5 protein-coding genes are annotated in these 17,135 nt (G+C 35.0%); 4 read left to right on the top strand and 1 reads right to left on the bottom strand.

Annotation, left to right across the window (positions count from 1 at the left end):
• Window positions 1-6: 6 nt before the first annotated feature.
• From IPK88_17270 to IPK88_17260, 3 genes are read left to right on the top strand one after another with little or no spacing between them, the layout of a single operon-like run.
• Window positions 7-726 (top strand): tetratricopeptide repeat protein, encoded by a 720-nt coding sequence (locus IPK88_17270; protein MBK8245181.1) that lies wholly within the window; start codon window positions 7-9, stop codon window positions 724-726.
• A gap of 8 nt (window positions 727-734) precedes the next feature.
• The gene (locus IPK88_17265) at window positions 735-1,250 is read left to right on the top strand and encodes a 6,7-dimethyl-8-ribityllumazine synthase (protein ID MBK8245180.1); all 516 of its coding nucleotides are present in this window, start codon (window positions 735-737) and stop codon (window positions 1,248-1,250) included.
• A gap of 59 nt (window positions 1,251-1,309) precedes the next feature.
• Window positions 1,310-2,158, top strand: coding sequence for an MBL fold metallo-hydrolase (locus tag IPK88_17260; protein MBK8245179.1), 849 nt, complete (start codon window positions 1,310-1,312; stop codon window positions 2,156-2,158).
• A 106-nt stretch (window positions 2,159-2,264) separates the two neighbouring features.
• Here IPK88_17260 and IPK88_17255 read toward each other — a convergent pair whose 3' ends face one another.
• A complete protein-coding gene (locus IPK88_17255; protein MBK8245178.1) occupies window positions 2,265-3,446 on the bottom strand; it encodes a hypothetical protein in 1,182 nt (393 codons plus the stop codon).
• A gap of 774 nt (window positions 3,447-4,220) precedes the next feature.
• Between IPK88_17255 and IPK88_17250 the strand changes: the two genes are divergently transcribed.
• Window positions 4,221-17,126, top strand: a complete 12,906-nt coding sequence (locus IPK88_17250; protein MBK8245177.1) for a T9SS type A sorting domain-containing protein — start codon at window positions 4,221-4,223, stop codon at window positions 17,124-17,126.
• The last annotated feature ends 9 nt before the right edge of the window (window positions 17,127-17,135 follow it).

Here is a 17,135-nt window from a genome sequence, read left to right as displayed (position 1 = left end):
CATCAAATGGCAAAAGGATATAGACAAAGTACTCAAAGGAAAGGATCTGTTAATACGTCTACAAGTGGTGGAGATGATACCATTATAGATATTGCGGAAGTTAAGCACCAAGCAGAGAATTATTATGATAAACACAAAATGCTTATTTTAGGTGTTTTAGGAGGATTGGCTTTGGTTTTAGGTGGTTATATCGCGTATAAATATTTGTATATTGAACCTCAACAAAAAGAAGCATTAGAGCAAATGTATCAGGCAGAAATGATGTTTGAAAAAGATTCTTTCGAATTGGCTCTTAATAACCCGGGAGGAGGATTTTCCGGATTTAAGGACATCGTAGAGAATTTTGGTGCAACACCTGCCGGAAATTTAGCTCGATATTATGCAGGAATGTGTAATTTAAACATGGGCAATATGCCTGAAGCAAAAGCTTATTTTGAAGAATTTAAAGCCAGCGGAGAAGTAATGCCTATATTAAAGAATGGTGCATTAGGTGATATAAGTGCAGATTTAGCAGAGTTTGGTGCCGCCATTTCTTATTATGAAAAGGCTATTTCCGTGCGTAAAAATGATTTTTTGACTCCGGTTTATCTAAAGAAAATAGGTGTACTAAAAGAACAACAAGGTGATAAAGCTGGGGCACTTAAGGCTTATACTGAGATTAAAGAGAATTATCCTAACTCTCCGGACGGATCAAATATTGATCGGTTTATTATACGGGTCAAATAGAGACAAAGATGGCAGGTATACTTCCTTCTGCCAATTCAGAACTGGCTGTAATTCAGACTGGACATTTTGAAAAAACCAAGATAGGTATAGTGGTTTCTGAATGGAATAGCCCTATAACCAATGCATTGCAAGATGCATGTATGACCACATTAATCAACTTAGGCATACAGCAAAAGCATATTAAGCTACATAAAGTTCCAGGAGCTTACGAATTGCCATTAGCTGCAAAATGGTTGTTGGATCAATCCTATGTCCAAGGGGTAATTTGTCTGGGTTGTGTAATCAAGGGAGATACCAAACACGATGAATACATTAACCATGCTATTGCCAGTGGCATAATGAATTTATCCTTAAGCTATTCCAAACCGGTTGTTTTTGGGGTTTTGACAACTAAAAATAGAAAACAAGCAGAGGAACGCTCGGGTGGGAAATTAGGTAATAAGGGCGAAGAATCAGCTCTTGCTTTAATTAAGATGCTTCAATTGCATGAAAATATTGGAACCCCTTCTAACAAAAAAGCATAATATTTTTTCATAGTAGCATAATAGTATAGTACCTTTCAGATTATTCTAATGATATCCATATGATTCAATCGATACATATAATTGATGCGGGTAAATTTAAATTAGACGGTGGTGCAATGTTTGGTGTCGTACCAAAATCCATGTGGGGCAAGATGAATCCCCCGGATGAGAATAATATGTGTACATGGGGTTTGAGCTGTTTGTTGATCAGAACCCAAGATAGGAACATATTGGTTGACACCGGAATGGGAAATAAACAGGATGAGCGTTTTAGATCCCATTTTTCACCTCATGGTGATGGATCCATAGAAAAGTCACTAACTAACTTAGGACTTACTGTATCGGATATTACGGATGTCTTTTTAACGCATTTGCATTTTGATCATTGTGGAGGAGCAGTGGAGCGAACGATAGATGGTGTATTGCAACCAGCCTTTCCGAATGCAGTTTATTGGACCAATGAAAAACATTGGAATTGGGCCATGCAACCCAATGATCGGGAAAAAGCATCTTTTCTTAAAGAAAATTTTGTTCCCCTGTTAGAACACAACAAATTAAAATATATCGACTTTAGTCAGGATGTGATCGACTGGATAGAAGGAATAAAAATCCATTTTTTTTACGGACACACAGAAGCATTGATGGGGCTTGAATTTGAATATGTTGGCCAAACCTATTGGTATACTGCGGATTTAATTCCATCTTCTTATCATATTTCTTTACCATTTGTAATGGCTTATGATGTTAGACCATTGTTGACCTTGAAAGAAAAAGAATTTGTCCTTAATCAACTGGTTTCTAAAAATGGAATTTTAATTCTCGAGCACGATCCTCTGCATGATGCTTGCACAGTGAAGGTCAATGAATCTAAGAGGATCGTTTTGGATGATTATGTGGGGATAGGGTAGGCTATTATAATTTACTTATCAATTTGTTAAGCTTTAATTTATTTTTAGTAGAATACAATTCTAATTTCCAGTCATCATGAAATTCTTATCTACCTCGATTAATTAATTAAATAATTGAAACGTCAAATAGTATTCTTATTTTTGATTTTACAGGTTTTCCCTTTGCTCTTGCTGGCTTGAAAATCATTTTTTTAATTAAAGATGTACTTTCCAATCCAATAGTCATGAATCCTTCATTGGGTGTTATTTTTTTGACCTTCCCTTTTTTTGATATAGTCAATTGAAATTGCTCAAATCGGTCAGAATTAGGATTGTCTTTTATGAATTTAGGAGTAATATAACTTCTGGATAATTCGAGTTCATTAATACAAATAGGATAGGTTTGATTTTGAGGTAAACTATCTTTGTATATGAATTTATCAATATAAAAGTACTTAAACTTAACAATGCATTTAACAGAATCTGAGATTGTATAATTTTTAATAAACACTAATGTATCCATATCAAATAACATATCTGCTCGAATTTCTCCATTGGGATATCTAATTATAGACCTTCCATTAATTCTGCCATCCTTATATTCACTTTCATCGCCAAGTATTCCATTAATATATGTTTTTTGTATTCCATTCATCCGACAATTTGTATATGAATATTCATATTTCCACTTTCGGAATCCAATTTCGTTTTCATAATGCTTAAATCCATTTCCATTAATAATAGTTTGAATCCCTAATTCATTCCAATAGTTTAATATACAATCAATTTTTCTACTATAATCTTTTTGCTCTTTTATTTTTTCATCATTATAATACTTTTCAAATATTCCTGTTCTTTCAAAATCAATATTGTAATAGCCTTTTTCTTCTACTTTGCCATTCTTAAAATAGGATAAATAATTGAATACTTTTAATGCGTCGTCCCAGGTAAAGCATTGTTCAATTTGGCCATTGGAATAGTAATTATTTTCACTATTAAAAATATGATCATTTTCACGCTTAATGGTTTCGATTTTCATGCCATGCTCTATAAAAGAATAAGGAATGGAGTCTAAACAGGTTAACGATTGGCTATTTAATTTTTGAATGTGATAAGAAATTATTAATGCGCATATTGTTAAAATCTGTTTTAAATAGGTTAAAACAAGGTGTGTTGAATTTCGGAACTTAATGTTTTGCTTTTTATATGAAAAATTAAATTCATCAAAATTATCAATAGAATTGTATATGCCGAAATGCAATGTGTTATGCCCATAAGTGGCAGAGATATTGGATAATTGGCGTTGCATTTAATAATATTTTTTGGTTATTGTAAAGTATATATTATTAACTTAAAAAACCAAAATTAATACTTCAAAGACTTATTTCAACTTCAAATTTTCACTAATAATGACAAAGCAATAGGGCTAATTAAATCTTTTTATTGGCCTTATTTTATTATATTTTTCTAATAATTAAAATATAAATATATAATATTCAATATATTATATATTTAATATTAAACATATGTAAATAATTTTAAATATGTTTTTGGTAAGTTGTAAAATTGCACTGTTGTTTTTAGTGAAGTAAGTGCAGTTGAATCTAATACCATCATATGCATAATTTATTAAATAACTTTTATAATTCTGCTATTAAATCGATTAGGAAAATCGGTTTTGACATTATTTTTCAAGTTTATTTAATATTTAGTATCGAATTTCAAATTAGTTTTCCAAAAGCATATAATGTTGGTTTAAATACAGTAAAAATTTATAAAATCATTACTTTAAATTTGATCTGTTTGAACTCAAAAACATTATTAAAACACATTTATTTTACCCGAATTGAAGTTGTATACAACTTTGATAATGCTGAACAATTTATTTTAAGAAATCCTTCTAATTCGTATCTAAATAGTTTATGGAAGTATCAAATTTTAAAATATAAATGAGAGTGAGTAGAAAAGTCTGATTGTAATTTAGTATTCAGAATGATATATAATTATTAATCAAATGTTGAAGAAATGTTTAAGATAACGCAAAATTTTATACTAATTCAAGTAATATTTAAATTTTTATTATATGTCAAAAATAGCACATTTATTCACTTTTTTAATAATACCTTTTGTTAGTTTTGGTATTGCTTTTGAAGGACAATTAATAGTTGAAAACCATAATGAAATAAAGCCTGTCGATGCCTCAATTGTATGTATTGAGGGTTTGAAATTTATTGAAAATAAAGAGAAATTGGACCATAGTGGTGAAGTCGAAAATTCCAAAAGTAGTCTGATAGCCATTTCAGCACCATGTAATAAAAAGTCTGCTCTGGTCAATGGATTGTTTTATGATAATTTATCACCTACAAGAAATACTTCAGGTATATTATGCGGATTTACAACCACTGGAGCAACAGGTAATTTAACTGATGCAGACACTACAAATTTTGCAGGATTTACTATAACAGGTCTTGATTGTGCATTAGAGTATAGTGTCAAAGACTTAGATATTCCTGATACTTATCCAGCAGGATATTTTGCTGGATTCAAAGTTTCGTCTTTGAATTTGGTTTCTGGTTCAATTGATTCAAAAGTTAGAATAGAAACATATAATGATGGGTCATTTGTTGAAGGCAGGGATGTGGTAACTAGTTTATTAGGAATAGAAGCGAGTTTGATTGATGGCGCAGGTAATGCTACTTTGGGATTTGTCACAACTGGAGCTTTTGACGAAATAAGAATTAAATACACAACTTTAGTGGGTGTGCTTTTTTCAGGACAAGTGTATCATGCAGTAATAGAAAAATTCTGTCCAGGTCCTGCATTGAATTGCAATATCCAAAAACAATTAAACAATGACCAATTCCCAACAATAATAGAATTGGCGAGGACTGGCATATCAGGAGCGGTTTGCATTGGATGTTCAATAAATAATTCCGAGAATGTAATTTCTATGAGTACTAGTGATTCCGCTACAATCACTTTAACAGCTGCATTTGGAACCATAGCTTCGATTTCTGTAAAAGACGTGTTAAGAAATTACCCAGCTGGGACATTTGCAGGATTTAACATCAGAAATTTGAAATTGGTAGGTTTAGATGTGTTATCAGGAATAACTATTAGTACATATAAGGATAGCGTATTCCAGGAGAATTCAACGGTTGGTGGCACTTTGCTGTCTTTGAATTCAAGTTTATTAAATGGAACAGGTGAACAATTGGTTGGATTTGTAACCACTATGTCATTTGACGAGATTAAGTTTGAAATTACAAATTTATTAGGTGTTGCTAATGTAACACAAGTTTTCAGTGCTGTTGTTGATAGTTTTTGTGTAGGGCCTGTTCTGCCTTGTAATGAACCAGTGGCACTAACAGTTCCGGAATATCCTGTTTATGTTAATGGTGCACAAACTGGTATTTATGGAGGAGTATGCGTTGGCTGTAGTATAAACAATACAAATAATCTACTGGATAGTGATACCAGTAATTATGCAAGTATTGTTTTGTTATTGAATTCTGGAATTTCAGGAAGCATATCAGTTAAGGATGCATTAACTGATTATTCAGCTGGACATTTTGCTGGATTTGATATTTTAAATACAAATTTCTTAAGTGCATCCCTTTTAGATGCAATTAAAATCAAAACTTATTTGAATGGAGTTCCACGTGAATCCAAAACTGGTTTAACACAATTGTTATCAGTAAATAATTCATTGCTAACTAATGATGGCCGTCGCACTGTAGGCTTTATAACAAGTTTGTCCTTTGATGAGGTCACCATTGAACTAGATGCTGATATTTTAGGATTGGCTTTAGGCACAACCCGTGTTTATGGTGGAATATTTGAAGGCTTTTGTAATGTTGATTTAGAATGTAATAAAACGTACTGGTTGACGAGTCCAGAATTTCCAGTAATAATAGATGGGCAATTGACTGGAGTGAGTGGAGGAGTTTGCGTTGGATGTTCCGTTTCAGATGCTCCAAATGTAATATCAACTAGTAATTTGGATTATGGAAAAATAGTAACAACAGTAGGCGCATTAGGTGTGGGTTCAATAGCAGTTTTGGATGCGATAAAGACTTATCCACAAGGAAGTAGTGTAGGATTTACTATAGAAGATGAAAATGCCTTAGTGCAATTGGATTTATTTAATTCATTAACAATCTGTACGTACAATAATGGAATGCCGCAAGAGTGTAAGAGTGGGACAAATTTATTGGAACTAAGCTTGTTAGGAATATTTATAGGTCCGGGTCCTGGGATACATAACGTTGGTTTTAAGACTACTTTGCCTTATGATGAGATAAGAATATCTGCAGGAAGTTTGGTCAGTTTGATCAATAGAATAAGAGTTTATGGTGCCTTTGTAGATACTCGAGCTTCAAATGGAGACAGTTTAGTATGCTGTTATGCAGGTGAAGATATTTTTAATATTTGTGCAGGTCAGGATGTGTTGGTTACAGGAACACCAAATGGAGGAACATGGAGTCAACAAGTGGGAAATCCAGTTGGGGCAATAGTTGGACCAACTGTAAATGGGGTAGCTAGTGTAAGCTTTACAGGAATAGCAGTTGGAGTGTATAAATTTATATATGCAACAAGCACGTGTACAGATACGATGAGTATCACAGTAAATGCTAAACCCAATGCTGGTCCAGATCAAGATCTCAATTGTATCACTATTTTGCCTGGATTAATTGCATTTATGAATGCAAGTGGAACAGGATCTTGGTCTCCACAAGCAGGGAATCCAGGAACTGCTATAATTGTATTACCAAATTCACCTACGACAACAATAATTGCTTTTACCGCTTTTGGCACTTACCATTTTATTTGGACTAATTCTAATGGATGTAAAGATACAGTAGCCATAAATATAACCTCATTCTCCAGTGCAGGAATCGACATAGTTTTAAATTGCGTACCTATATTGGAAGATGCTATTGCAATTACTTCCACAGTAGGCCTAGGAATGTGGAGTGAACAAGCTGGCAACCCAGGTACTTCTACGATTACCTTACCCAATCTACCAATTACAACGATTACAGATTTTAGTGCAGAAGGCATTTACCATTATATTTGGACAAACATAACAGGATGTAAAGATACCATATCCATTACGATAACAAAACAAGCTACAGCAGGAATCGATATCACATTAAATTGTGTTCCAATAATTGAAGATGCCATTGCAATTACTGCAGCTGTAGGCATAGGAAGCTGGAGTGAGCAAGCAGGAAATCCTGGCACTTCGACCATTTTATTACCAAATTTACCAGTTACAACAATCACTGATTTTAGTGCTGAAGGAATGTATCATTACATCTGGACAACAGTTGGAGGATGCAAGGATACTATAACTATTACGATTACAAAACAAGCTATAGGAGGAATTGATATTACATTAAATTGTGTACCGATCTTGGAAGATGCCATTGCAATAACAGCAGCAGTAGGCATTGGAACATGGACTGCACAGGCTGGAAATCCTGGTACATCAACAATCACTTTACCAAATCTACCTGTAACAACGATAACTGATTTTAGTGCTGAAGGCACCTACTATTACATCTGGACAACAGTTGGCGGATGTAAGGATACGATATCTATTACGATAACAAAACAAGCCATCGCAGGAATCGATATCACATTAAATTGTGTTCCAATAATTGAAGATGCCATTGCTATAACAGCAGCGGTAGGCATAGGCACATGGACTGCACAGGCTGGAAATCCTGGCACATCAATAATCACTTTACCAAATCTACCCGTAACAACGATAACTGATTTTAGTGCTGAAGGTACCTACCATTACATCTGGACAACAGTTGGCGGATGCAAGGATACGATATCAATTACGATTACAAAACAAGCAATCGCAGGAATCGATATCATATTAAATTGTGTTCCAATAATTGAAGATGCTATTGCAATAACAGCAGCAGTAGGCATTGGAACATGGACTGCACAGGCTGGAAATCCTGGAACATCAACAATCACTTTACCAAATCTACCGGTTACAACGATAACCGATTTTAGTGCTGAAGGCACCTATCATTACATCTGGACAACAATTGGTGGATGCAAGGATACGATATCAATTACGATTACAAAACAAGCAATCGCAGGAATCGATATCACATTAAATTGTGTTCCAATAATTGAAGATGCCATTGCAATAACAGCTGCAATCGGCATAGGAACCTGGACTGCACAAGCTGGAAATCCCGGAACCTCAACAATCACATTACCAAATCTACCTGTTACAACGATTACCGATTTTAGTGCTGAAGGGATATATCATTACATCTGGACAACCGTTGGCGGATGCAAGGATACAATTAGTATAACAATTAGCCGCGCTGTTACCGGAATATCAGATGACTCGAATGTATGTGGAGGGCAATCTGCAAATTTAATTGGAACACCTGTCGGTGGCATCTGGAGTGAGCTTATTACAAATCCTTCAGGAGCGACATTAGGCGCTACCATTGGTGGAGTCGCGAATGTAAGTTTTGCTACAAGTGCAAATGGATTATACAATTTTAAATATACTTTTGGAACATGTTCTGACACAGTTGGAATTATTGCAACACCAAAGTCGAATGCTGGGAATGATCAGAATATTGGCACTCCAGTATTTCCTGGTGGAGTTGCATTAATGAATGGAAGTGGCATTGGAACTTGGAGTGCCTTAATTGGGAATCCCGGCACAGCCACAATTACAGATATAAATTCACCAACAACAACGATAACCAATTTTAGTGTCGCAGGAAGCTATGGATTTGTGTTTACGAATTCAGAGATCTGCTCAGACACTGCCATGGTTGTTGTATCATTAAAATTAATAGTGGAGATATGTAATAAAAAGTCTGCCTTGGTCAATGGATTAATTTATGATAATTTAGTACCGACTAGGCATAATTCAGGCATAGTTTGTGTTTTTACAACTACAGGAGCAACAAGTAATTTAACAGATCCGGATTCCACAAATTTTGCGGGATTTACCATAACTGGCCTTGGCTGTGCTGTTGAATACAGCGTTAAAGATATCGATATACCGGATACTTATCCTGCCGGATATTTTGCAGGATTTAAAATTTCATCTTTGAATTTGGTATCAGGATCAATTGGATCTAAAGTAAGAATAGAAACATACAATGATGGTGTATTTGTTGAAGGTCGTGATGTAGTAACAAGTCTAATTGGTATTGAAGCTAGTATTATTGATGGAGCAGGCAATGCAACTTTGGGTTTTATTACAACAGGTGATTTTGATGAAATAAGAATACAATATACAACTTTGGTTGGTGTATTATTTTCAGGACAAGTATACCATGCTGTTATAGAAAAATTTTGTCCTGGACCAGCACCAGATTGTAATATACAAACACAATTAAACAATGATGAATTTCCATCTGTAATTGAATTAGCTAGGACAGGGATTTCTGGAATTGCATGTATTGGTTGTTCGATCAACAATTCCGAGCATGTAATATCAATGAATACTAGTGATTTTGCAACAATCAACTTAACAGCTGCAATTGGTACAGTAGCATCTATTTCTGTAAAAGATGTACTCACGAATTATCCTGCTGGAACATTTGCAGGGTTCAACATCAAAAATTTGAAATTGGTGGGACTCGATTTATTATCTGGTATAACTATTAGAACATATAAAGATAGTGTATTGCAGGAAAGTTCTTCTGTTAGTACCTTGTTATCTTTGAATTCTAGTTTATTGAATGGTACTGGAGAGCAATTGGTAGGATTTGTAACAACTCAGTCATTTGACGAAATTAAGTTTGAGATTACAAATTTATTAGGTGTTTTGAATGTAACCCAAGTATACAGTGCTGTGATTGAAAAATTCTGCCCTGGACCGATGTTACCATGTAATGAACCAGTGGCTATAACAAGTCCTGTATATCCTGTATTTGTGAATGGGGTTCACACTGGGATAAATGGAATAGCTTGTATTGGATGCAGTGTGAACAATACAAATCATTTATTGGATAGTGATACGACCAACTATGCAAGTATAATTATGGTAGTAAATGTTGGAACTACAGGAAGCATATCGGTGAAAGATCAACTCACAGATTATAGTGCAGGGAATTTTGCAGGTTTTGATATTTTGAATACCAATATTCTAAATGCAACTTTGTTGGATGCAATAACTGTGCGAACTTATTTGGATGGTGTCTTGCGTGAAACAAAGACTGGTTTAACTCAATTGGTTTCCGTGAACAGTTCACTGATAACAAATGATGGTAGACGTACTGTAGGATTTGTAACTAATTTGACTTTTGATGAAGTGACGCTTGAATTAGATGCAGATATTTTAGGTGTTGAATTGGGAGTTACGAGAGTATATTCGGGAATATTGGAAGGCTTCTGTCCAGTTGATTTAGAATGTAATCAGACATATTGGTTGACGAGTCCAGAATTCCCGGTAATAATAGATGGACAATTGACAGGAATAAGTGGCGGAGTATGCGTAGGGTGCTCAGTTGCAAATGCACCAAATGTAATTACAGGAAGTAATACTGATTTTGGTAAGATAACAACAACAGTAGGAGCAATTGGAAAGGGATCCATTGCAGTTTTGAATCCTGTAATGACTTTTCCACAAGGAAGCAGTGTAGGATTTACTATAGAAGATGAAAATGCTTTAATACAATTAGATTTATTTAATTCACTAACTATCTGTACTTACAATAATGGGGTTCAACAAGAATGTAAGAGTGGAACAAATTTATTGGAACTAAGCTTATTAGGAATATTTATAGGTCCTGGTCCTGGAATCCATAATGTTGGCTTCAAGACTAGCTTGCCATATGATGAGGTAAGAATCTCAGCAGGAAGTTTAGTTAGTTTGATTAACAGGATCAGAGTATATGGAGCATTTGTTGATACCAGAGGCTCAAATGGTGATAGTTTAGTATGTTGTTTTGCAGGTGAAGATATAGTGAATGTTTGTGGTGGAGAAAATGTAGTCATTACAGGAACCCCAAATGGAGGAACGTGGAGTCAACAAATTGGAAATCCCGCTGGTGCGATTGTAGGTACTACCGTAAACGGAGTTTCTACGATCATTTTTACAGGAATTGCAATTGGTGTTTATCATTTCATTTATGCAACAAGTACATGTTCTGATACAATGAACATAACAGTAGATCCTAAACCAAATGCTGGTGTTAATCAAAATTTATCATGTATAACATTACCAGGAGGACTTGCAACGGTCATTGCAAATATCGCTGGAGTGTGGACAGCACAATCAGGTAATCCAGGTGCTGCTACAATAACAACAGTTAATTCTACTACAGCCAATATCACAAATTTCAATGCAGCTGGAGTCTATAATTTCATTTTTACTACTGCACTTGGATGTTCAGATACCTTAAGTGTTACAATAACTTCTAAACCTAGTGCGGGTATAGATATTAGCAATATTTGTGGTGGTCAAAATGTGACTTTGACAGGTTCACCATCTGGTGGAACTTGGACAGAACAAATTGGAAATCCACCAGGAGTAATACTTGATGGACTAGGTAACGGGGTTGCAAACGCTCATTTTGGAACAACTGCTTTTGGTACATATAATTTTATTTTTGAATTTGGCTCTTGCACGGATACATTAATAGTATCTGTGAATGCAAAACCAAATGCAGGATTAGATCAAACTATTTGTGCTATTATTCCCGGAGGTGCTGCTACTTTGAATAGCACGGGTGTAGGAACTTGGACTGCACAAACGGGCAATCCAGGAACAGCAAATATTGTTTCTCCATCATCAGCAATGACACAGGTTAATAATTTTAGTGCTCTTGGCATTTATCATTTTATTTATACTACCATAAATAATTGTTCTGATACTGTCACTATTACAGTGAATCAACAACCCGTTGGTTCAGGAAATTCACAAACAATTTGTAGTGGACTTAGTATAAACATAGTTTTAAATACTACAATACCTGGTACTACATTTACTTGGACTGCAATGCAATTATTTGGAGCTACAATCAACGGATATAGTAATTGTGGTGGGGCATGTAGTAACTCCATTGTACAGGCATTGACTAATACAAGTAATTCATCGCTTGGTGTTGTCAGATATACCGTTATTCCCACAGCGCCAAATGGCTGTGTTGGAAATTCATTCATAGTAGATGTGACGGTTAATCCTATACCAATAGTAAGTATTTCTAATACAGCTTCATGTATAGGATTAAACAATGGTACAGCACATGCCGAAGCAATTTTAGGTACTCCTGCATATACTTATTTGTGGAGTAATGGGTTGACAACAGCTGATGTAAATGGTTTGGCCCCTACGTCATACACAGTGACTGTGTCTGACGCAAATGGGTGCAGCAATACGGCATCCACGACCATTGTACAGCAAGGTATATCGTCCTTAACTGCAGTGGCCGGATCATGTAATTCGCAATCAAATAATTATGTTTTAAATGGATCCATTTCAATGTTGAATCCACCATCTACAGGTACATTGACAGTTAATGTTGGAGCCAACCAACAAGTATTTTTGCCGCCATTTACAAGTCCTCAAGCATATAGCCTTAATGGATTAATTGCTGATGGATTGAATCATGTAGTAACCGCAACTTTTAGTGATGGCTCTCAATGTAGTACATCAACTAATTTTATTGCTCCGGAAAATTGTATTTCTGGAATATCGCATATTAAATCATTCGTGTCGGCTACTCAGACCAATCCGTTTGAATATAACTTAGTATATAAAATTACGGTCAATAACAATGGTGCAGCAGGATCTTATGATTTGTCAGATTTCCCTGGATTTGATAATGATGTAATTATAAACAGTGCCTCATTTATTAGTGATGCAGCTGGTAATCCTGGTAATGCAATAATTGGTAATGGTCCTTGGATATTAGCTAATGATCAATTGATTGCTGCTAACAGCTCACAGATGTATACCATAACGATAAATGTAACGATTGATTTGACAGCAGGATCAGGAGGCGATGATGTTTACACAGCATGTGGTTCAACAATTCCTGGTACGCCTTCTCCTGGAGAAGGTTTGTATAACGCTTCATTTTTAGATTCAGATAATGATGGAATATCAGATGATACATTCTTTGTTTGTTCTGATCTTCCATATGTTGTCCATAATAAAACAATAGCCAGTATCATTCCACTTGGAAGCAATATGTATATTGTAAATTATAACATTGTGGTAAACAATCTTGGAGGAACTGTTACACATTATGACTTAATTGATCAACCAGGATTTGATGATGACTTTGTAATCAATACAAGCTCATATACCAGTGATGCTGCAGGAAATCCAGGTGGCAACTTACTTGGAAATGGTCCATGGGTATTAACGAATAATCAAAGTATTGGCATTGGGTCCATTCATACTTACAACTTAGCAGTTAAGCTTACATTAAACCTTACTGTTGGATCTGGAGGAAATAATATTTATACGCCTTGCGAAACATCCATTCCCGGAGATCCAAGTTCTGGTGAAGGTTTGTTTAATCAATCTTATATAACTACCGACAATGATGGAATAATCGACCAGACAGAAAAGGTTTGCGCAGATGTGCCTTATGTTATTAGTAGTAAATCTGTTTCTGGAATTACACCTTTAGGCGGTAATATGTATATGGTAAATTATGCTTTAAACGTAACTAATATTGGTGGAGCAATGGGTCAATATGATTTGGTTGATCAACCCGGTTTTGATGATGATATTACTATTGGTTCTGCAAATTATACTTCGGATGTACCTGGTAATCTTGGATCTGCATTAGTAGGATCAGGACCTTGGATACTTGCTAATAATCAGACAATACTATCTGGAATCACGCACCATTATAACATAATTGTTAAACTTACTTTTGATCTGAGTCCAATTAGTGGTGGAGATAATGTCTATACAAGTTGTGGATCTACTAATCCTGGTGGTGGCAATAATCATGTTGGATTATTTAATAAAATAGGTATTGATTTAAACAACGATGGAATTGCAGAAGATTCATCAACAACGTGCGCCGATTTACCTTACATAAGAAGTACAAAAATTGTAAACAGCATAAGCCCATTAGGTGGAAATATGTACAATGTGGTTTATAAAATAGTTGTTACAAATGTTGGTGGAGCCAATGGTCAATATGATCTTATGGATACTCCTGGATTTGATGATGACATTGCAATTGGAAATGCTTTTTATACTTCTAATGCACCTGGAAATGCAGGTAATATTCTTGCTCCGGTAGGTCCTTGGATTTTAGCAAATGATCAAACAATTAATGCAAATGTCGTACATACCTATTTTGTAACAGTAAAACTTACACTTGATCTAAGTGCTAATAGTGGTGGAAATAATATATATACTGCTTGTGGTCAACTTTCAATTCCAGGAGACTTATCATCTGGAGAAGGGATTTATAACAGAGCTAGCATAGATTCAAATAATGATGGTATTCCAGAAGAATCTGTAGAGACATGTGGTGATCTTCCTTATATTAAATCAAGTAAAGTCATTACAAGTATTACTCCGCTAGGAGGAGGAATGCATGCCATAAATTATCAAGTGAAAGTTCAAAATCTTGGTGGAGCAATTGGACAATATGACTTAAATGATGATCCAGGTTTAGATGATGATTTAATGATAAATACAGCATCCTACACTTCAAGTGTACCGGGAAATCCTGGAGGTGCATTAGCAGGTGCTGGTCCTTGGATCCTTGCAAATAATCAAACCATTGCAATTGGTGCAGTGCATGTTTATGATCTTACTATAAAAACTACCTTAGATCTTAGCCCAGGATCTGGCGGTGACAATGTTTATACGGCATGCGGTTCATCAAATCCAGCTGTTCCGCAATCAGGTGAAGGATTATATAATAAAGCAATCATAGATATCAATGATGATGGTGTCCCTGATGACACCAGTGTGGTTTGTAGCGATATAGATATCAATGTGACTGGACTTTTTGAAGGACGTGTATTTAATGATATCAATGGTAATGGAATTCAAAATATGGGTGACCCAGGTATAAATGGTGTGATCGTTTCTTTATATAATTGTAATGGCGTATTGATTAAAAAGGACACCACAGATATCAAAGGTGAATATCAGTTTGATGGATTAATCAGTGGTGATTATTTCTTGCGTTTTGATTATAGTCTAACGCCATACGCAGCAAACTATGCCTGGACTTTCCGTGACATTGGAGTAAATGATCTCATTGATAGTGATGTTGATGCATCTGGGATTACTATTTGTACGCATTTGGATATAGGTGAAAGAGAAGCCACAATAGATGCTGGTTTAGTTGAATTGGCATCTTATGGTGATTTTGTTTGGCACGATAGAAATGGTGATGGTATGCAATCATTTGGAGAAGAAGGAGTAAAGGGTGTGAATGTAATACTTTATGATGCCTCAACTCATCTAGTTGTAAAAACTACAAGCACAGATAATAATGGATTGTATTTATTTAATAAGTTAATGCCAATAGATTATTATGCAAAACTTACGCTTCCAAACGGTTGGATTGTTACAGATCCAAATCTAGGTCCAGATTTTAAAGACAGCGATGTAGATCATAGCAATGGAGTTGGAACTACTGCAACGACACATTTGAATCCTGGGGAAGATGATAGAACTTGGGACATTGGATTGCTTAAGTGTTCTATGATTAGTGGAAGGGTTTTCTTTGATGTAGATCTAGATGGCGTATTTGATCCAAATGAAAATGGAATTAACGGCTTGGATGTATTTTTAATCAATGCAATGACCGGTGCTACTGTATCGTCTACCCGTACACAAGTTACTCCAGGTACTCCTTCAGATGATGGCTTTTATAAATTTAGCTGTGTTAAACCAGGAATGTATTATGTGCGATTTGAAAGACCTGGACATTTAGCAGCTAGTGAAGCATATAGAGGTGGTAATCCAGATAAAGACTCTGATATTACTCATGAGTTTGGAATAAATACAACAAGTAAAATATCGATAAGCAGTGATAATATGTTCTTGAATATAGGTGCAGGATTCCAAATTAAAGCTACTATGGGTGATTATGTATGGTTAGATGGAAATAGTAATGGGCTACAGGATTCTGGCGAGCAGCCAATCGAAGGAGTCAAAGTTTATGCATATAAGCCAGATGGTACTTTAGTCTCTGAATCAAAAACTGAAAGCAATGGACAATACACTTTAGATGGAATAGCTCAAGGCGATTACTTTATTAAATTTGATGCGCCAACAAGTTACGGATTTACAGGGCCTCATGCAGGAAATGATGAAATTGACAATGATGTAGATGGAACAAATGGTTCTGGAACAACAAGAACATATCGAATACTTGCTGGTGACAACCAACCATCCATTGATGCAGGATTAATTTATCAAGTGCTTTCGTTAGAATGGTTAGGATTTGATGGTAAATACAATGGTGCTTTCACAGAATTAAATTGGAAAACAGGAGTTGAACTGAATAATGATTATTTTGAAGTGGAGCGAAGGCATGAATCTGAGAATAAATTTACTGTAATAGCAAAAGTAAGTGCAGATAAAGATCCAAGTCATACATCTCATGAATATACGCTTGATGATTATGATATCAATAAATCCCAAGTGTATTACTACAGGATTAAACAAGTGGATAGAAATGGAATCGGCGTTTACAGTAAAACAATCAGCGTTCGAGTTAATTCTAATAAAGACATGTACTTGAATATTTATCCTAATCCAACGGATGATTTATTGTACGTTGAATTAAGTATAGTGGCGGACAGTGAATTTGAAATCAAGATATTTGATGAATCGGGTAAAAATGTAATGACCATTCCCAATTTTGAATTTAGTAAAGATGGATTTTACAAGGAAACAATAAATACGAGTTTACTCATTCCTGGTCACTATAATTTACAAGTTAAAGATTCAAAAAATATTGTGAATAGACGATTTACCATTACGAGATAAAAATTGCAT

Source organism: Candidatus Defluviibacterium haderslevense (assembly GCA_016712225.1).
GTDB classification, from domain to species: Bacteria; Bacteroidota; Bacteroidia; order Chitinophagales; family Saprospiraceae; genus Vicinibacter; species Vicinibacter haderslevensis.
Note: the sequence above shows the minus strand (reverse complement) of the source record. Positions and strands in the feature narration are given on the sequence as shown.

What these genes read in the sequence shown, in the direction of transcription:
- IPK88_17270 (MBK8245181.1), top strand. Translation starts at nt 7, where the DNA reads ATGGCAAAAGGATATAGACAAAGTACTCAAAGGAAAGGATCTGTTAAT.
- IPK88_17265 (MBK8245180.1), top strand. Translation starts at nt 735, where the DNA reads ATGGCAGGTATACTTCCTTCTGCCAATTCAGAACTGGCTGTAATTCAG.
- IPK88_17260 (MBK8245179.1), top strand. Translation starts at nt 1,310, where the DNA reads ATGATTCAATCGATACATATAATTGATGCGGGTAAATTTAAATTAGAC.
- IPK88_17255 (MBK8245178.1), bottom strand. Translation starts at nt 3,446, where the DNA reads ATGCAACGCCAATTATCCAATATCTCTGCCACTTATGGGCATAACACA.
- IPK88_17250 (MBK8245177.1), top strand. Translation starts at nt 4,221, where the DNA reads ATGTCAAAAATAGCACATTTATTCACTTTTTTAATAATACCTTTTGTT.